We start from the raw sequence: 16,435 nt of genomic DNA, 5'->3' as shown, positions 1-16,435 counted from the left end.
CGCTGCTGGCGCTTGCCTGACTGAGCAGGCTGACCAGCAGGCATGGGGCGCTTCTCGCTGCCGGCGCGGTCCGGACGCAGGAATCCAGGTCAGTCCAGACGCCGGAAGGCCTGATTGTCGACGCTGCTGCTGGTCTCCTGATTGAGCAGGCTGATCAGCAGGGGTATGGGGGCGCTTCTCGCCAGCGACGTCTGGTGAGGGTCAGTCCAGCCGTCGGAAGGCTTGGTTGTCGACGCTGCTGCTGGTCTCCTGATTGAGCAGGCTGACCAGCAGGGGGATGGGGCGCTTCTCGCTGCCAGCTCGGTCCGGACGCAGGAATCCAGGTCAGTCCAGACGCCGGAAGGCCTGATTGTCGACGCTGATGCTGGTCTCCTGGTTGAGCAGGCTGACCAGCAGGCATAGGGCGCTTCTCGCTGCCGACTCAGTCCAGACGCCGGAAGGCCTGGTTGTCGAAGCTGCTGCTTGTCTCCTGGTTGAGCAGGCAGGCCAGCAGGCATAGGCCGCTTCTCGCTGCCGGCTCGGTCCGGACGCAGGAATCCTGGTCAGTCCAGCCGCCGGAAGGCCTGGTTATCGAAGCTGCTGCTGGTCTCCTGGTTGAGCAGGCTGACCAGCAGGATGGCCCGCTTCTCCCCATCCGGCTCCAGATAGATGGCCTCGAACCCGGCCAGGGGGCCGGATTCGATCAATACCTTGTCCCCTTGCGTCGGCAGGCGGGCATAGCTGGCGCGCGCCTCGTCGCTGTCGTCCCGGCTCATCAGCCGGTAGATCAGCTGGCTGCTGACGGGGCTCCACTCCTTGCCGAAGTGAATGATGCGGCTGATGCCGCGGGTGGACTTCAGGGTGACCGGGGTCACCACTTCCAGATCCACGTAGATGAACAGGTAGTTGGGGAACATGGGTTCACGCTGCGGGACCCGTTTGCCACGCCGCAGCTTCTCCACTTCCACCATGGGGTAATAGGATTCGACGCCTTGAGCCGCCAGATGGGCGCGGGCGCGGGCCTCTTCCTTGGGTTTGCAGTAGGCCAGATACCATTTCTTCATTGTTGTTCTGTTTTTTCGTGTTGCCGTGCTTCTGGCTATGATAACGGGGGCAAAAAAAAAGGCCACGCTTGACGTGGCCTTTTTTACAGAGTGAGTGGTTACCAACCTTTCACCAGACCGCCCTTGAACAGCTCGGTCCCCTTCTTGTAGACCTCGTCGGTCTGGAAGGCCTGGACGAACTCCTTGACCTTCTCGTCGTCCTTGTTGTTTTCGCGGGCAACGATCAGGTTGACGTAGGGGGACTCCTTGTCTTCGACGAAGAGGCCGTTCTCGGTCGGGGTCAGGCCAATCTGACCGGCGAAGGTGTTGTTGATGATGGAGAGATCAACATCTTCCAGGGAGCGGGGCAGCTGAGCGGCTTCCAGCTCGACGATCTTGAAGTTGCGCGGGTTGCTGGCGATGTCCAGCACGGTCGCTTCCAGACCGGCGCCTTCCTTCAGCTTCAGCAGGCCCTGCTTCTCCAGCAGGATCAGGGAGCGACCCAGGTTGGTCGGATCGTTCGGCACCGCGATCTGGGCACCGTCTTTCAGCTCGGACAGGGCCTTGATCTTCTTGGAGTAACCGGCGATCGGGTAGACGAAGGTGTTGCCAACCGGCACCAGCTTGAAGCCGCGATCACGGATCTGGGCATCCAGGTAGGGCTTGTGCTGGAAGGCGTTGACGTCGACGCTGCCGTCGTTCAGGGCCACGTTCGGGGTGACGTAGTCGGAGAAGGTGACGATCTCGACGGTCAGGCCGTATTTCTCCTTGGCCACCTTGGCCGCGGTCTCGACCAGTTCGGTCTCGGGGCCGGCGATGGCACCGACTTTCAGGGTCTTGCTCTCTTCCTTCTGACCGCAGCCGACCAGTACCAGAGTTGCCAGCAGCGCAGCCGCAGCGGATTTAATGCCCAATTTCATAAAAACCTCCTGTCAGAAATCGACGATTAACGATGATCACATTGTTTGACCAGGCGCTCACCCGCGCTCTGGATGAGTTGAACCAGTACCACCAGAATGACCACGGTGACCAGCATGACGGTAGGGTCGAAGCGCTGGTAGCCGTAGCGAATACCCACATCGCCCAGGCCGCCCCCCCCGATGGCACCGGCCATGGCGGAGTAGTTAACCAGGGTGACGAGCGTAATGATGACGCTGTTGAGGATGCCGGGCAGGGCCTCGGGCAGCAGCACCTTGGCAATGATTTGCAAGGGTTTGGCACCCATGGCCTTGGCGGCTTCGAGCAGGCCGTCCGGCACTTCCATCAGGGCACCTTCCACCAGACGGGCGATGAAGGGGATGCAGCCCACGGTCAGCGGCACTATGGCGGCTATGGTGCCTATGCTGGTGCCGACGATCAGCCGGGTCAGCGGAATGATGGCCACCAGCAATATGATGAAGGGCACGGAGCGGCCGACGTTGACGACGATGCCGAGGATCTTGTTCAGCAGCGGGTTGGCCAGGATCTGGCCCGCCTTGGTCACGTGCAGTGCCACGCCGAGCGGCAGGCCGAGCAGGCAGCCGAACAGGGCGGAGGCAAACACCATGATCAGGGTGTCGCCGAGGGCTGTGATGAGCAGATTAATCATGGCTTCGGACATGAGTCATTACCTCCAGCTGGATAAGATGGCTGAGTCGCCGAGGATTGGGCGCAGCAGATTAGTCATTGCTTCGGACATAGCCCATTACCTCCAGCTGAATGTGGTTGTCGATGAAGAACTGCTGGGTGGCCTCGCACTGGGCCTCATCCCCGAACAGCTCCGCCAGCAGGAAGCCGAACTTGACGCCACCGGCGTATTCGATGTCTGCGCTCAGTATGCTGATGTCGATGTTGAAACGGCGGCTCACCTCGGAGATGAGCGGCGAATCGACGGTGGCACCGGTGAAGCCGAGCTTCACCAGGGGATAGCTGTTGGCCACCCGCTCGCTGCTCATCCTGTCCTGGTACTCCTGGGGTACCTCCAGGTGGATGGTGGAGTGGATGAAGTCACGGGCCAGCTGGGTCTTGGCGTTGCTGAAGAACCAGGCCACTTCCCCCTGCTCGATCAGGCGACCGTCGCTGATGATGGCCACTTCGTCACAGATCCCCTTCACCACGTCCATCTCGTGGGTGATGAGCAGTATGGTGAGCCCCAGCTTGACGTTGATCTCCTTGAGCAGGCTCAGGATGGATCGGGTGGTCTGGGGGTCGAGGGCCGAGGTGGCCTCGTCGCACAGCAGTACCTTGGGGGCCGGAGCCAGGGCGCGGGCGATGGCGACGCGCTGCTTCTGGCCGCCGGAGAGCTCGGACGGATAGGCGTGGGCACGGGCTTCCAGCCCGACCAGGGCCAGCAGTTCGTCTACCCGTGTCTGGATCTGTGCCTTGCTCCAGCCCGCCAGCTCCAGCGGGAAGGCGATGTTGGCGAACACGGTGCGGGAGGCCAGCAGGTTGAAGTGCTGGAAGATCATGCCGATCTGGCGGCGAGCCTGGGTCAGATCCCGCTCGCTCAGGGCCACGAGATCCTGACCGTCGACGATGACCTGGCCCTCTGTGGGGCGCTCCAGCAGATTGACGCAGCGGATCAGGGTGCTCTTGCCGGCACCTGAGGCGCCGATCACGCCGAAGATCTTGCCTTGTGGCACATGCAGGCTCACGTCACGCAGGGCGTGCACGGCGTCACTGCCTTTACCGTAGACTTTGTTGAGACCGATCAACTTAATCATGGATTCTTCCGTGCTAACAGCCTTAAAGCACAGGGCGCTACAGGCGGGTGAATTGGGCAGAGGTTTCACTGGGTTGCTCTGCCATCATGGAGGATGATGCTAAGATGTCCGGATGGCTGTGTCAACGCATGTTTCTACGTCTAGACGTCTAAAAAATGGATAAGGATTCCCGCTCGCTGACTAAGGAAAGAGGGGTAAACCGACAGCTTCAATATTAGATTCTGATTTGAAATCACCCTTCCGAATATAACCTGGATAATTCTCCTTAACTCGATGATTCCCCCGTTTTGTCACGACCTCTCCCTGGGCGCTGGCGGCCAGTTGCCAGCATGACAGGGAGAAATCTCTTTGCTTCTTTCTCCTCGTTTTCTTCTTTTTCTTTCCCATCCCTTTGATGTAGAACAAAAAACGACCGCTTTTATCCGGGGAGAGCGCGGCGTTTTTTTATACTGGCAGGAGGTGGACGGCAGGAGGAGGCAGAGATGCGATTTCAACAGATCAAGGACCTGATGCTTTACCTCGAACAACTGCATCAGCAGCAGGGGCGCAGTTACGGGCGCCTGATCCCCCAGGTGGATGGGGAGCGCAGCCGGATGTTGCTGGCCTATCTGCAAGGGCGGGAGGACGCGGCGGCGGCCCACCTGCACGACTATCGGGAGCAGATGGGGCGCGGGGTCAAGGAGACCTGGCTGGATCAGGGGTTCGGTGTGGATCTGCTGGCCGATTGCCAGCGTCTGGCACTGCCCGCCGGTGCCCAGCCCGAGGAGATAGTGGCCCTGGTGTCGCGGCAGGAGGAGACACTCGTTGGCGAGCTGGGGCGCCTGGCCCGGGAGTGCCCCACGCCGGACACGGCTACGCTGCTGAGCTCCCTGGCGTCCATGGCGCAATCCCGGCTGACCCGGCTGGTACACGGAGCCCATCGGCTCGACGATCTCTAGGGCGCCATGGCAGAGGCCCGGCTGACCCGGCTGGTGCACGGGGCCCATCGGCTCGACGATCTCTAGCGCGCCATGGCAGAGGCCCGGCTCGGGCCTCTTGCGGCGTTGTCGGGGAGGGTCAGCCCTCTTGCCGGGTCGCGCCGTAGAGGGCGGCCCCTATGATGCCGGCCTGGTTGAGGTTGGCCGCCGCCACCAGGGGGGCCCGGGTCTCGATCCGGTCGATGAACTTGTCGAGCTTGGCGGCGCTGCCGCCTCCCAGGATGAAGAGATCGGGGGAGAAGAGGAACTCGAGGCGGGCCAGATACTTGTTGAAGCGTTTGCCCCAGCGATTCCAAGAGAGATCCTCGCGCTTGCGCACCGCATCCGAGCAGTAGTGCTCCGCCACCATGCCTTCCAGGATGAGGTGGCCCAGCTCGGTGTTCGGCAGCAGCTGGCCGTTGACGAACACGGCGGTGCCGATGCCGGTGCCCACAGTGATGAGGATGATGACCCCCTTGCGATCCCGGCCCGTGCCGAAGCGCATCTCGGCCAGCCCGGCCGCGTCGGCGTCGTTGAGCACGTGGCAGGGCAGGCCGGTCACGTCGGCGAACAGGTGGGCGGCGTCGGTCTCGATCCAGCTCTTGTCGATGTTGGAGGCATTCTTGGCGATGCCGTTGTGGATGGTGGCGGGGAAGCCGCACCCCACGGGGCCCTTCCACTGGAAATGCTCGACCAGCGCCTTGAGGGTATGCGCCACGGCGGCCGGGGTGGCCGGTTGCGGCGTGGCGATGCGGTGGCGCTCGCCAATCAGTTCGCCAGTCTCGGTGTCCACCAGGCAGCCCTTGATCCCGGAGCCGCCAATATCTACTCCCAACATCTGCATCCGAATCTTCCTTTTATTGTGCCTATGGTCAATGGTCGGCAGAGCATGAAAAAAGTGCTGTCATCCGGCAAGGGCCAGATCGCTTATGCGTGATCCGGCAGGCCTTTTTCGATGCAGCGGATCAGCAAACGGGTCTTCTTGTTCTCCTTCTCCTGGCGCGCGGCCAGGGTCGCCAGCGCCCACTCGATGTGTTCGGCCACCATGGGCTCGGCGCCGGGAAGCGCCTGCTGCAGGGCCGCCATGGCATCGCTGCTGGCCGGGCCGTTGCCCAGCGCCACCGCCAGGTTGCGGCGCCAGCGCTGATAGCCGATGCGGCGAATGGGGCTGCCTTCGGTGTGCTTCAAAAATGCCGCCTCCGACCACTGCCACAGGTCGAGCAGGGGGGGGCGGTGCAGGTTGGGGCGCGGGCTGAAGTCGGGCTCTGGGCTCGCATCCGCATAGCGGTTCCAGGGGCAGATGAGCTGGCAGTCGTCACAGCCGTAGATGCGGTTGCCCATCAGCGGCCTGAACTCTTCCGGGATGGGGCCGTCATTCTCTATGGTGAGATAGGAGATGCAGCGCCGCCCGTCCACCACGTAAGGGGCTATGATGGCGCCGGTCGGGCAGATGTTGATGCAGGCCACGCACTTGCCGCACTGCTCTTTTTCCACCGGGGCATCGACGGGCAGCGGCAGGCTGACCAGCAGCTCCCCGAGAAAGAAGAAGGAGCCGGCCGACTCGTTGAGCAGCAGCGAGTGCTTGCCCACCCAGCCCAGCCCCGCCTTGGCCGCCAGGGGGCGCTCCAGTATGGGGGCGGAGTCAACGAAGGGGCGCCACTCACCCAGAGTGTCAGCGGTGCCTTGAAACAGCTCGGCACAGCGCTGCTCGATGCGCTCCCCCAGCTGCTTGAGCCGGTTGCGCAGCACCTTGTGGTAGTCGCGCCCCAGGGCATAGCGGCTGATGTAGCCCAGGGTCGGATCGCGCAGAGTGGCGGCAAAGCCCGCCTCGAAGGGGAGATAGTTCATCCGCACCGACAGCACCCGCAGGGTACCCGGCAGCAGCTCGTGGGGCCGGGCCCGCATCATGCCGTGGCGCGCCATGTAATCCATGGTGCCGTGATGACCCGCATCCAGCCAGGCCTGCAACCTGGGCTCCTCGAGGGCGAGATCCGTGTCCGTGATGCCGACCTGGTCAAATCCTAGCTCCCGTGCCCAGAGCTTGATATCGTGGGCCAGTTGTGCGAGTTCGGCGGCCGTCATTGTGCCTCACCTGCCTGCTGGCAGCGGCATGGCGCCCGTGGCACCGAGCGTGACGAGGGCCGTGCGCCGTCATGGCACGCCATATGCCAGGCCAGGAGCCGGGCCAGTGGATGATGAAGGTGGGGAGCCGTCATGGTAGAGGGTATCGAGGACGCTATCGGCAAAAAACAAGGCATCAGTCTAGCACAGCCCCTGTGGCGGGCCGAACAGATCCGCAAGATGGAGCAGCGCTGGGCCGAGCGTGAGGGGCAAGCCCTCTACGCCCTGATGGAGCGGGCCGGTGCCGCCCTGTGCAGCTATGCCCGCCATCACTGGCCCCAGAGTCACCACTGGTGGATCTTTGTCGGCCCGGGCAACAACGGGGGGGATGGCTATGTACTGGCCCGCCTCGCCCGTCGCCTCGGTCTCGAGCCTCTGGTGATAGCCGCCCGGGCGCCAGGCCTGCTCAGAGGGGATGCCAGGCGGGCCGCCGACGAGTGGCTGGCGGCGGGGGGAGAGGTGATGATGGCCGATGCGCTCGAGGGGGCGTCGCTCCCTGCGCCGGATCTGGTGATAGATGCACTGCTCGGCACCGGTGTCCAGCTCCCCCTCTCCTCGCCAATGACAAAGATCGTCGCAACAATCAATGGCTTGAATGCCCCCGTTCTGGCGGTGGACCTCCCCTCCGGGCTCAATGCCGACACCGGCCGCGCCATGGGGGCCCTGGTGCACGCCACCCGCACCCTCAGCTTCATCGGCATCAAGCAGGGCATGCTCACCGCCGACGGGGTGGACGGCGTAGGCCAGCTCGACTGGGATCCCCTCGGGGTGATGCCCGAGGCCGGCCTGGTGCCCGCCGCCGAGCGCCTGGATTATCCCCGCCTAAAGAGTCTGCTCACCCCTCGTCCCCGCTCGGCTCACAAGGGCAAGCACGGCAGGGTGCTGCTGGTGGGGGGCAACCTGGGGATGCAGGGGGCCATACTGCTGGCGGGGCAGGCCTGCCTACGGGCGGGGGCGGGTCTGGTGCGACTGTGCCAGCACCCGGACTCTCCCCCCGCCAGCCTGGTGCAACCTGAGCTGATGGGATGCCCGGCCGGGACGGACGAGGGGTGGGCCACTGTGCGCGTGCTGGGGCCTGGGCTCGGCCAGGATGAGTGGGGAAGGGGCCAGTTCGAACACCACCTCAGCGTCAGCGGGCCCCTGGTATTGGACGCCGATGGATTGAATTGGCTGGCGCAGGCACCCCGTCATCAGGATAATTGGGTGCTCACGCCCCACCCCGGGGAGGCGGCCCGCCTGCTGGGGTGCTCCATCGCCGAGGTCGAGGCGGATCGTTTCGCCGCCGTATCGCGGCTGCAGCAACGATACGGCGGCGTCGTGCTGCTCAAGGGGGCGGGCTCGCTTATCTGCGATGGCCAGTGCATCAGCCTCTGCGACGAAGGCAATCCCGGCATGGCCAGTGGCGGCATGGGGGATCTGTTATCTGGTATAATCGCCGCCCTCCTGGCCCAGGGCTGGTCTGCCGGCATGGCCGCGCGACTGGGGGCCGTGATCCACGCAGAGGCCGCCGACCTGGCCGCCGCCGAGGGTGAGCGGGGCATGTTGGCATCGGATCTGCTGCCCTGGATCCGCCGTCTGGTCAATCCGACACCGTAACAAGTAACAAGAAGAACATGGCAAAAACCTTGATGATGACACTGCCGGACGAGGCAGCAACTGTGGCACTGGGTGGCCGTCTGGCGCAGGCGTGCCAGCAGGCCACTACCGTATTTCTGCACGGCGCCCTCGGGGCCGGCAAGACCACCCTGACCCGAGGCTGGGTGCAAGGGCTTGGCCATCAAGGTAAGGTCAAGAGTCCGACCTATACCCTGGTGGAGCCCTATGAACTGGCCGACTGGCAGGTCTATCACTTCGATCTCTATCGACTGGCGGATCCGGAAGAGCTGGAATTCATGGGCATTCGGGACTATTTCGGCGCCGACACCCTCTGTCTGGTGGAGTGGCCGGAGAAAGGGGAGGGCTGGCTGCCGTCCCCCGATCTCGAGATTACCCTGACGTATGTGAACGAGCAGCGCGAGGCCCTGATTGCGGCCCGCACTGCTATTGGCGAAGCCATTCTGGAACGGTTGTCATCTCAGTGCGCTTGATCCTTGTTATTGCCCTCTCCCTGATGGCCTTACCCTCCTGGGCGAACCAGCTCAAGAGTGTGCGGGTCTGGCCATCGCCGGATAACACCCGGGTGGTGCTCGACATGAGCAGCGCCCCCAATTTCAACTACTTCACCCTGAGCGGCCCGAGCCGCCTGGTGATCGATCTCAAGGGGGCGAGCAACGCCGCCAACCTGGCTCGCATCGAGAACAAGAGCGAGCTGGTGCGCAAGATCCGCGAGAGCACGCCCCTTGAAAAGGGCAGCATGCGTCTGGTGCTGGATCTCAGCTCCTCCATCAAGCCGGTGGTGTTCCCGCTGGCACCGGCGGGCCCCTACGGCCATCGTCTGGTGATCGATCTGCCCTATGAAGAGAAAGGCGGCGCCACGGCGCAGCCCGCGCCCGTCGGCGGCCAGGGCAAGGCCATCGTCATCGCCATCGATCCGGGCCATGGGGGGGAAGATCCCGGCTCCATAGGCCCGCGCCGCACCTACGAGAAGCGGGTGACCCTGTCGGTGTCCCAGAAGCTGGCGGCGCTCATCGACCGCGAGCCGGGCATGCGCGCCGTGATGACCCGTCGTGGTGACTACTTCGTCGACCTCAACAAGCGCTCGGAAATCGCCCGCAAGGCCAAGGCGGATCTGCTGGTGTCCGTGCATGCGGACAGCTTCCACAACTCCACGCCGCGCGGCGCCTCGGTCTGGGTGCTGTCGACCAATCGCGCCAACCGCGAGATGGGCAGCTGGCTGGAGAAGCAGGAGAAGCAGGGGGAACTGCTGGGCGGGGTAGGCAAGGTATTGGCCGAATCCGACCCCAACCCCTATCTGGCGCAGACCTTCCTCGATCTCTCCATGGACAAGTCCAGGGCCGAGGGTTATGAGGTGAGTCGCCAGATACTGCGCTCCATGGGACGGGTGGCCCGGCTGCACAAGAAAGCGCCGGAACACGCCAGTCTGGCGGTGCTGAAGGCGCCGGACATCCCTTCTGTATTGGTGGAAACAGGCTTCATCTCCAACCATGCGGAAGAGAAGCTGCTGGCCACCGCCAGCTACCAGGATCAACTTGCCCGCGCCATCTTCGAGGGGATCCGCAGCTACTATCGCAGCCACCCGACCAAGGGGCCCATGATGACGGGCAAGGGGCAGCAAGTGGCCAGCGCCAGTCAGCCAGCGGCGAAAAAGGCGGCGGTTGCCCCCGCGCCCCGGCAGCAGGTGACCAACCGCATGCCGGCGACAGTGCCGAGCCGCAGCAGCGATGGCGGCGCCCCGGTCAGCAGCGTCGGCAGCGCCTCAGGTGCCGGGGTGATAAAACCCTACAAGGTGGCGGCCAAGGAGCCGAGCGTGCCGGTCGCAAGCGTGCAGAGCAACGACAAGTCCAGGATGATCCGCCACGTGGTCACCCGCGGCCAGAGCCTCTCCCGCCTCGCCGAGAAGCACGGCGTGAGCCAGGCGCGGCTGGTGGAGATCAACAAGCTCAAGTCACGGGATATCCAGATAGGGCAGGTGCTCTATATCCCCCAAAACTGACGCGTGGGAGCTGGCGAAGGTGCGGTGGCGCGGCCCGTCCCCGTGTTGAAAGTGTCTTGACCCGCAAGCGAAATCATCAGGAGTAAGCCATGCCGATCCGTATATTGCCTCCCGTTCTGGCCAACCAGATTCCGGTTGGCGAAGAGGTGGTGGCGCAGCCCTTCTGGGTGGTTAAGGGGCTCATCATCCGCAAGATTGAAATTCAGGAGTAAGTGATGCCGATCCGTATATTGCCTCCCATTCTGGCCAACCAGATTGCTGCCGGCGAGGTGGTGGAGCGGCCCTCTTCTGTGGTGAAGGAGTTGGTGGAAAACAGCCTGGATGCGGGGGCCGACCGGGTCGAGATCGACATCGACAAGGGGGGCGCCAAGCTGATCCGCATCCGTGACAACGGCAGCGGCGTCGCCAAGGACGAGCTGGTGCTGGCGCTGTCGCGGCACGCCACCTCCAAGGTGGCGACCCTGGATGATCTGGAAGGGATCAACAGCCTCGGCTTTCGCGGCGAGGCGCTCGCCTCCATCAGCTCCGTCTCCCGTCTCACCTTCACCTCCCGCACCGCGGAGCAGTCCGAAGCCTGGCAGGCGCAGGCCGAAGGGCGCGAGATGAGCGTCACCGTCAAACCGGCGGCCCACCCGGTGGGCACCACGGTAGAGGTGGTGGACCTCTTCTTCAACACCCCGGCGCGGCGCAAGTTCATGCGCAGCGAGAAGACAGAGTTTGCCCACATCGACGAGCTGGTGCGCCGCATCGCGCTCTCCCGTTTCGACATCACCCTGATCCTGCGCCACAACGGCAAGGTGGTGCGCCAGTACAAGGCCGCCAATACGGTGCCTGAGCAGGAGCGCCGCCTCGCCGCCGTCTGCGGCACCCCCTTCATGCACCACGCGCTTGCGGTGGAGAGCGAGCACAGCGACGTGCGCCTGTGGGGCTGGCTGGCGCTGCCCGCGGGAGCCAGACCGCAAAACGATCTGCAATACACCTATGTGAATGGCCGCATGATGCGCGACAAGCTCATCAACCACGCCATTCGCCAGGCCTATGACGAGCTGCTGCCCGCCGGCAGCTTCGCCGCCTATGTGCTCTACATAGAGCTGGATCCCCGTCAGGTGGATGTGAACGTCCATCCCGCCAAGCACGAGGTGCGTTTCCATCAGGCGCGGCTCATTCACGACTTCATCTTCCAGGCGCTCTTTACCGCCCTGCGCCGGGAAGGGGCTGGAGCCAGCGAGCAGGACGAGCCCCTCGCCGAGACCCTGGTCGAGCTGCCGACCAGCCCGCAGATAGAGTATCCAGGCCAGGCGCCGCGCCCCGAGTGGTATGGTGCCGAGCACAGCTATAGAGCCCCCGCCCAGACGCGGGATGGCGGCGCCGTGCGCGAAGGTGCAGGCCGCGCGGGCAACTATCAGCCCCCCGAGCCCCCCAGCCGGGAGGCGATGCGCGGCATGGGCGCCCTGCTCACCACCCTGCCGGTAGCGGGAGAGTCGCCCCAGACCGCCCCCGTCACCCTGGCCGGTCCGTCGCCCCAGGGGACTCGCGCCTTGACCCTGGTGGAGCAGGCCTATCTGCTGATCGAGCGGGAGGGACAACTGGCGCTGCTCTCCCTGGTGCGGGCCGAGCGGGTGCTGCTGCGCCACTGGCTGCTGGAGACCTGGGGGCAGGGGCTGGCGGCGCAGCCCCTGCTGCTGCCGGTCTCCTTCAAGCTGCCAAAGAACCTGATTGCGCTGGCGCAGGAGCAGGAACGTTTGCTCAAACGCATGGGGCTGGAGTTGAAAAGCGGGGGGCGCGACACCATGATCCTGACCAGGGTGCCCGCCTTGCTGCGCCAGACCGATCTGGTGCGTCTCTTACCCGAATTGCTGCAACTGGTCGAGAGCGGATCTGACAGTGATGCCGGCCAGCAGGCTGAAGTACTATGCCAGTGGCTGGTGGAGCAGGGGATAAGCACCGAGAAAATATATGATTTTTCAACGGCCAGCCGGCTGCTGACGGAACTTGTGACCGATTACGGTGACCAACTGGCAGACATTCGCATGGTGCGCCCTCTGTCGTTGGCGGCCGTGCTGGAAGGGTTTGCACAAGGCGATTGAGTCGCCGGGGCTGACCGCTTCAATCCATTGATAGTCAATTGCATGGTACGCCTCCCGACGAGGCGACCGTGCTAGAGGAACATGAAAGTGGCTGACTTGCCGACTGCAATTTTTCTGATGGGGCCGACGGCCTCCGGCAAGACGGATCTCGCCATCGCTCTGTGCCAGGCCCTGCCCTGCGACATCATCAGCGTGGACTCCGCGCTCATCTATCGCGGCATGGACATAGGCACCGCCAAGCCCACTGCCGCCGAGCTGGCCCAGGCCCCGCACCGCCTGATCGACATCCTGGATCCGGCCATGAGCTATTCGGCGGCGGATTTCTGCCGCGATGCCCTGCGGGAGATGAAAGAGATCGCCGACCGCGGCCGCATTCCGCTGCTGGTGGGGGGCACCATGCTCTACTTCAAGGCGCTGCTGGAGGGGCTCTCTCCGTTGCCCCCAGCCGATCCGGCCATTCGCGCCGAGATTGAGGCAGAGGCCGCCCGCCTCGGCTGGCAAGCCCTGCACGATGAGCTGGTGCACATCGATCCTGTGGCCGGCGCCCGCATCCACCCCAACGATCCGCAGCGGCTCAGTCGGGCGCTCGAGGTCTATCGCATCAGCGGCAAGACGCTGACCGAACTGACCCAGGTGCAGGGGGAAGGCTTGCCCTACCGGGTGCACCAGTTTGCCATCGCGCCGAGCGATCGCGCCGTGCTGCATCAGCGCATCGAGCTGCGTTTTGACAAGATGCTGCAAGGGGAGTTCGAACAGGAGGTCAGGGCGCTCTATGAACGGGGTGATCTTCACCCGGATCTGCCAGCTATCCGTTGCGTTGGCTACCGCCAAATGTGGGACTACCTGGCAGGGGAAGTGGGATATGATGAGATGCGTTATCGTGGCATCGTGGCCACCCGTCAGCTGGCCAAGCGTCAGATGACCTGGTTGCGTGGCTGGCCCGACCTGACCTGGTTGGAATCTGGTGAGTCTGGCAATGTGGCCAGGGTGGTCGCCCGAGCTGGTGCGGCTTGACACTCCCTGTATAATCAGGTTGTTATATTGATATCCGGTGTTTAAAAACAACAAACTATAAGGAAAAGAAAGATGGCTAAGGGGCAATCTCTCCAAGACCCGTTTTTGAATGCGCTGCGCCGTGAGCGGATTCCTGTTTCTATCTATTTGGTGAACGGCATCAAACTGCAGGGTCAGATCGAATCGTTTGACCAGTTTGTCATTTTGCTGAAGAACACCGTGAGCCAGATGGTCTACAAGCACGCCATTTCCACCGTGGTGCCGGCCCGTGCCGTCAACCATCACCAGCACGCCCCGGGCGCCGCCGGTGAAGAGCAGGGTGAAGCCGAGGCGTGATATCCCGCGGCGAGCCCACTCGCCAACTCAGAATCATCATGATACCTGTCAAGGAGCAAGCGCTTGTTTGACCGTTACGAAGCTGGTGAACAGGCCGTTCTGGTACATGTCAACTTCAGCGATGAGGGTGAGCGGGAGGATCTGGACGAGCTCAAGATGCTGGTGAGCTCGGCCGGGGTCAATGCGCTGGGGGTGATCACCACCAGTCGCAGCGCGCCCAGTGCCAAGTATTTTGTCGGCAGCGGCAAGGCGGAAGAGATCGCGTCCCAGGTCCAGATGCTGGGCGCGGACGTGGTCATCTTCAACCATGCCCTGACCCCTGCCCAGGAGCGCAACCTGGAGCGTCTGTTCCAGTGCCGTGTGGTGGACAGGACAGGCCTCATCCTCGATATCTTCGCCCAGCGCGCCCGTACCCACGAAGGCAAGTTGCAGGTCGAATTGGCCCAATTGCGCCATCTTTCTACTCGCCTGGTGCGAGGCTGGACCCACCTCGAACGTCAGAAGGGCGGGATAGGTCTGCGCGGCCCGGGTGAAACCCAGCTTGAAACCGACCGACGCCTGCTGCGAGAGCGCATCAAGGCGATTCTGCGCCGGCTCGACAAGGTGGCGAAGCAGCGGGAGCAGGGTCGTCGCGCCCGCAACCGCAACGAGGTGCCGACCGTGTCGCTGGTGGGCTACACCAACGCCGGAAAGTCCACTTTGTTCAACCAACTTACAGATGCCAGCGTGTATGCTGCCGACCAATTGTTCGCAACCCTGGATCCCACCCTGCGTAAATTGGTGATCCAGGATGTGGGTGATGTGATCCTGGCGGATACAGTTGGATTTATTCGGCACTTACCCCATGATCTGGTCGCGGCCTTCAAGGCGACGCTGCAGGAGACCCGTGAAGCGGACCTGCTGCTGCACGTCGTGGACTGTGCCGATGAGCAGATGCAGGAGAATGTCGATTCGGTGCAGACAGTCCTGGCCGAGATCGAGGCGGACGACCGCCCCCAGCTGATGATCTGCAACAAGATCGACAAGCTGACCGATCGTCCGGCCGGTCTGGAGCGGGATGACGAAGGGCGCCCGCAGCGAGTCTGGCTGTCGGCCCAGACGGGTGAAGGCAGTGAATACCTGTTCCAGGCCCTGACCGAACTGCTGGCCGGATCCATGGTCCATCACACCCTGCAGTTGCCGCCCTCGGCCGCGAGATTGCGCAGTGCGCTCTATCGGCTGAAAGGCATCGAGCAGGAAGGTTTCAGCGAGGAGGGGGATTTTGTCCTGGAGGTACGCTTGCAGCTTGCCGACTGGAACCGCCTCATGAAACAAGAAGGTGAGAGTTTACAACGCTTTATCAGGCATTGATCCGGCGATGAAGACAGGCTTCGTCAACGGTTGATGGCCCGATAGAGATGATATCCATCCGCATGTATTAATGGAGACGCTGATGGCTTGGAATGAGCCTGGTAACAACGGCAAAGACCGTGACCCTTGGGGGAACAACGGCAAGAATCAGGGACCCCCTGATCTGGATGAAATGCTGCGCAAGGTGAGCCGTCGTTTCGGTGGCCTGTTCGGTGGTGGCAAATCGGGTGGTGATGTGGGCAAGTTTGGCCTCTCCATCGCCCTGGTGGTGGCCGTGGTGGTGTGGGTCGTCAGCGGCTTCTACACCATTCGCGAAGCCGAGCGGGGCGTGGTGCTGCGTTTTGGGGAGTACTCCCATAACGTGGATCCGGGCCTGCGCTGGAAGCCGACCTTCATCGATCGGGTGATCCCGGTGGATGTGGAATCGGTGCGCTCCCTGCCTGCCTCCGGCTTCATGCTGACCCAGGACGAGAACGTAGTCCGGGTCGAGATGGACGTGCAGTACCGCGTGGTCGATCCCGAGCAGTATCTGTTCAGCGTCACCAATGCCGACGAGAGTCTGAGCCAGGCCACCGACAGCGCCCTGCGCTACGTGGTGGGTCACACCAAGATGGATGATGTCCTGACCACGGGTCGGGAAAAAGTTCGTCAGGAGACCTGGCAGGTGATCGATGGCATCATCGAGCCCTACCAGATGGGTCTGCAGATCGTCGACGTCAACTTCCTGCCGGCGCGTCCGCCGGAAGAGGTGAAGGACGCCTTCGATGACGCCATCTCCGCCCAGGAAGATGAGCAGCGCTTCATCCGTGAAGCGGAAGCCTATGCCCGTGAAGTCGAGCCCAAGGCCCGTGGTCAGGTCAAGCGTCTGGAACAGGAAGCCGAAGGCTACAAGTCCCAGATCGTGCTGAAGGCCAAGGGTGAAGTCGCGCGCTTCAACGAGCTGCTGCCCCAGTACCAGTCCGCCCCCGAGTTGACTCGTGAGCGTATCTACCTGGAAACCATGGAAGAGCTCTATCAGCAAGCCAACAAGGTGCTGGTCGACATGCCTGCTGGCAACAACAGCATGATCTACCTGCCGCTCGACAAGCTGTCCGGCAAGGCGAATGCCGTGCAACCGGCGCGTCCGGCGGGCACACCTGCGGTGGAGCCGGCCCAGCCGTCCAACGAAGGGGCCAACTCCACTCCGACCCCGCTCCGTGGCGGTGATCGTTTCAGCACAGGGAGAAACTGATAG

16 protein-coding genes and 1 pseudogene are annotated in these 16,435 nt (G+C 63.3%); 10 read left to right on the top strand and 7 right to left on the bottom strand.

Translation table 11 applies throughout. From position 1 onward, the window contains the following. Positions 1 to 201 precede the first annotated feature (201 nt). The 5 genes and pseudogenes from AAHB08_RS09985 to metN all read right to left on the bottom strand — a co-directional run. A pseudogene (locus AAHB08_RS09985) lies at positions 202 to 288 on the bottom strand (transcription/translation regulatory transformer protein RfaH); the annotation flags it as partial. Between the two features lie 254 nt (positions 289 to 542). Then, positions 543 to 1,043: a transcription/translation regulatory transformer protein RfaH gene (gene rfaH / locus AAHB08_RS09980; RefSeq protein WP_139435048.1), complete on the bottom strand. Its 501-nt coding sequence runs from the start codon at positions 1,041 to 1,043 to the stop codon at positions 543 to 545. A gap of 98 nt (positions 1,044 to 1,141) precedes the next feature. Then, positions 1,142 to 1,942, bottom strand: coding sequence for a methionine ABC transporter substrate-binding lipoprotein MetQ (gene metQ / locus AAHB08_RS09975; protein WP_005327312.1), 801 nt, complete (start codon positions 1,940 to 1,942; stop codon positions 1,142 to 1,144). 26 nt (positions 1,943 to 1,968) lie between these two features. Further along, positions 1,969 to 2,622, bottom strand: a complete 654-nt coding sequence (locus AAHB08_RS09970; RefSeq protein WP_268435906.1) for a methionine ABC transporter permease — start codon at positions 2,620 to 2,622, stop codon at positions 1,969 to 1,971. Positions 2,623 to 2,680: 58 nt separating this feature from the next. Beyond that, positions 2,681 to 3,724: a methionine ABC transporter ATP-binding protein MetN gene (gene metN / locus AAHB08_RS09965; protein ID WP_139435046.1), complete on the bottom strand. Its 1,044-nt coding sequence runs from the start codon at positions 3,722 to 3,724 to the stop codon at positions 2,681 to 2,683. A gap of 482 nt (positions 3,725 to 4,206) precedes the next feature. Here metN and AAHB08_RS09960 point away from each other — a divergent pair, with 482 nt between their 5' ends. Further along, positions 4,207 to 4,662, top strand: coding sequence for a hypothetical protein (locus tag AAHB08_RS09960; protein ID WP_342058831.1), 456 nt, complete (start codon positions 4,207 to 4,209; stop codon positions 4,660 to 4,662). A gap of 118 nt (positions 4,663 to 4,780) precedes the next feature. Here the strand turns inward: AAHB08_RS09960 and ppgK are convergent, their stop codons facing one another. Both ppgK and queG read right to left on the bottom strand, forming a co-directional pair. Continuing rightward, positions 4,781 to 5,524 carry a polyphosphate--glucose phosphotransferase gene (gene ppgK / locus AAHB08_RS09955; RefSeq protein WP_202047104.1) on the bottom strand — a complete coding sequence of 248 codons (744 nt, stop codon included), beginning with the start codon at positions 5,522 to 5,524 and terminating at the stop codon, positions 4,781 to 4,783. An 83-nt stretch (positions 5,525 to 5,607) separates the two neighbouring features. Beyond that, positions 5,608 to 6,762, bottom strand: coding sequence for a tRNA epoxyqueuosine(34) reductase QueG (queG, locus tag AAHB08_RS09950; protein ID WP_342058830.1), 1,155 nt, complete (start codon positions 6,760 to 6,762; stop codon positions 5,608 to 5,610). A gap of 132 nt (positions 6,763 to 6,894) precedes the next feature. On the opposite strand from queG, the gene AAHB08_RS09945 reads away from it, so the two are divergent. The 9 genes from AAHB08_RS09945 (at position 6,895) to hflK (ending at position 16,432) form a co-directional block, all read left to right on the top strand. Further along, a complete protein-coding gene (locus tag AAHB08_RS09945; RefSeq protein ID WP_342058829.1) occupies positions 6,895 to 8,397 on the top strand; it encodes an NAD(P)H-hydrate dehydratase in 1,503 nt (500 codons plus the stop codon). 17 nt (positions 8,398 to 8,414) lie between these two features. Beyond that, entirely contained in the window at positions 8,415 to 8,888 is a 474-nt protein-coding gene (gene tsaE / locus AAHB08_RS09940) for a tRNA (adenosine(37)-N6)-threonylcarbamoyltransferase complex ATPase subunit type 1 TsaE (RefSeq protein ID WP_041206351.1), read from the top strand. Further along, positions 8,879 to 10,414: an N-acetylmuramoyl-L-alanine amidase gene (locus tag AAHB08_RS09935; RefSeq protein ID WP_319913039.1), complete on the top strand. Its 1,536-nt coding sequence runs from the start codon at positions 8,879 to 8,881 to the stop codon at positions 10,412 to 10,414. Before tsaE ends, AAHB08_RS09935 begins: the two co-directional genes overlap by 10 nt. A gap of 89 nt (positions 10,415 to 10,503) precedes the next feature. Beyond that, positions 10,504 to 10,626, top strand: a complete 123-nt coding sequence (locus tag AAHB08_RS09930; protein WP_319913040.1) for a hypothetical protein — start codon at positions 10,504 to 10,506, stop codon at positions 10,624 to 10,626. A gap of 3 nt (positions 10,627 to 10,629) precedes the next feature. Next, positions 10,630 to 12,501 carry a DNA mismatch repair endonuclease MutL gene (gene mutL / locus AAHB08_RS09925; RefSeq protein WP_342058828.1) on the top strand — a complete coding sequence of 624 codons (1,872 nt, stop codon included), beginning with the start codon at positions 10,630 to 10,632 and terminating at the stop codon, positions 12,499 to 12,501. 81 nt (positions 12,502 to 12,582) lie between these two features. After that, complete coding sequence (gene miaA / locus AAHB08_RS09920) at positions 12,583 to 13,515, top strand: tRNA (adenosine(37)-N6)-dimethylallyltransferase MiaA (protein WP_342058827.1); 933 nt, start codon at positions 12,583 to 12,585, stop codon at positions 13,513 to 13,515. A 72-nt stretch (positions 13,516 to 13,587) separates the two neighbouring features. Next, positions 13,588 to 13,851 (top strand): RNA chaperone Hfq, encoded by a 264-nt coding sequence (hfq, locus tag AAHB08_RS09915; RefSeq protein WP_011704864.1) that lies wholly within the window; start codon positions 13,588 to 13,590, stop codon positions 13,849 to 13,851. Between the two features lie 63 nt (positions 13,852 to 13,914). Beyond that, positions 13,915 to 15,201, top strand: a complete 1,287-nt coding sequence (gene hflX / locus AAHB08_RS09910; RefSeq protein WP_139435032.1) for a ribosome rescue GTPase HflX — start codon at positions 13,915 to 13,917, stop codon at positions 15,199 to 15,201. Positions 15,202 to 15,283: 82 nt separating this feature from the next. Further along, the gene (hflK, locus tag AAHB08_RS09905; protein WP_025328125.1) at positions 15,284 to 16,432 is read left to right on the top strand and encodes an FtsH protease activity modulator HflK; all 1,149 of its coding nucleotides are present in this window, start codon (positions 15,284 to 15,286) and stop codon (positions 16,430 to 16,432) included. The last annotated feature ends 3 nt before the right edge of the window (positions 16,433 to 16,435 follow it).

It is taken from the genome of Aeromonas sp. OTU364 (genome assembly GCF_038440395.1).
Lineage (GTDB): Bacteria > Pseudomonadota > Gammaproteobacteria > Enterobacterales > Aeromonadaceae > Aeromonas.
Note: the sequence above shows the minus strand (reverse complement) of the source record. Positions and strands in the feature narration are given on the sequence as shown.

Excerpts from the sequence above, each read along its gene's own strand:
- rfaH (WP_139435048.1), bottom strand. The coding sequence starts at position 1,043 with ATGAAGAAATGGTATCTGGCCTACTGCAAACCCAAGGAAGAGGCCCGC.
- metQ (WP_005327312.1), bottom strand. The coding sequence starts at position 1,942 with ATGAAATTGGGCATTAAATCCGCTGCGGCTGCGCTGCTGGCAACTCTG.
- AAHB08_RS09970 (WP_268435906.1), bottom strand. The coding sequence starts at position 2,622 with ATGTCCGAAGCCATGATTAATCTGCTCATCACAGCCCTCGGCGACACC.
- metN (WP_139435046.1), bottom strand. The coding sequence starts at position 3,724 with ATGATTAAGTTGATCGGTCTCAACAAAGTCTACGGTAAAGGCAGTGAC.
- AAHB08_RS09960 (WP_342058831.1), top strand. The coding sequence starts at position 4,207 with ATGCGATTTCAACAGATCAAGGACCTGATGCTTTACCTCGAACAACTG.
- ppgK (WP_202047104.1), bottom strand. The coding sequence starts at position 5,524 with ATGCAGATGTTGGGAGTAGATATTGGCGGCTCCGGGATCAAGGGCTGC.
- queG (WP_342058830.1), bottom strand. The coding sequence starts at position 6,762 with ATGACGGCCGCCGAACTCGCACAACTGGCCCACGATATCAAGCTCTGG.
- AAHB08_RS09945 (WP_342058829.1), top strand. The coding sequence starts at position 6,895 with ATGGTAGAGGGTATCGAGGACGCTATCGGCAAAAAACAAGGCATCAGT.
- tsaE (WP_041206351.1), top strand. The coding sequence starts at position 8,415 with ATGGCAAAAACCTTGATGATGACACTGCCGGACGAGGCAGCAACTGTG.
- AAHB08_RS09930 (WP_319913040.1), top strand. The coding sequence starts at position 10,504 with ATGCCGATCCGTATATTGCCTCCCGTTCTGGCCAACCAGATTCCGGTT.
- mutL (WP_342058828.1), top strand. The coding sequence starts at position 10,630 with ATGCCGATCCGTATATTGCCTCCCATTCTGGCCAACCAGATTGCTGCC.
- miaA (WP_342058827.1), top strand. The coding sequence starts at position 12,583 with ATGAAAGTGGCTGACTTGCCGACTGCAATTTTTCTGATGGGGCCGACG.
- hfq (WP_011704864.1), top strand. The coding sequence starts at position 13,588 with ATGGCTAAGGGGCAATCTCTCCAAGACCCGTTTTTGAATGCGCTGCGC.
- hflK (WP_025328125.1), top strand. The coding sequence starts at position 15,284 with ATGGCTTGGAATGAGCCTGGTAACAACGGCAAAGACCGTGACCCTTGG.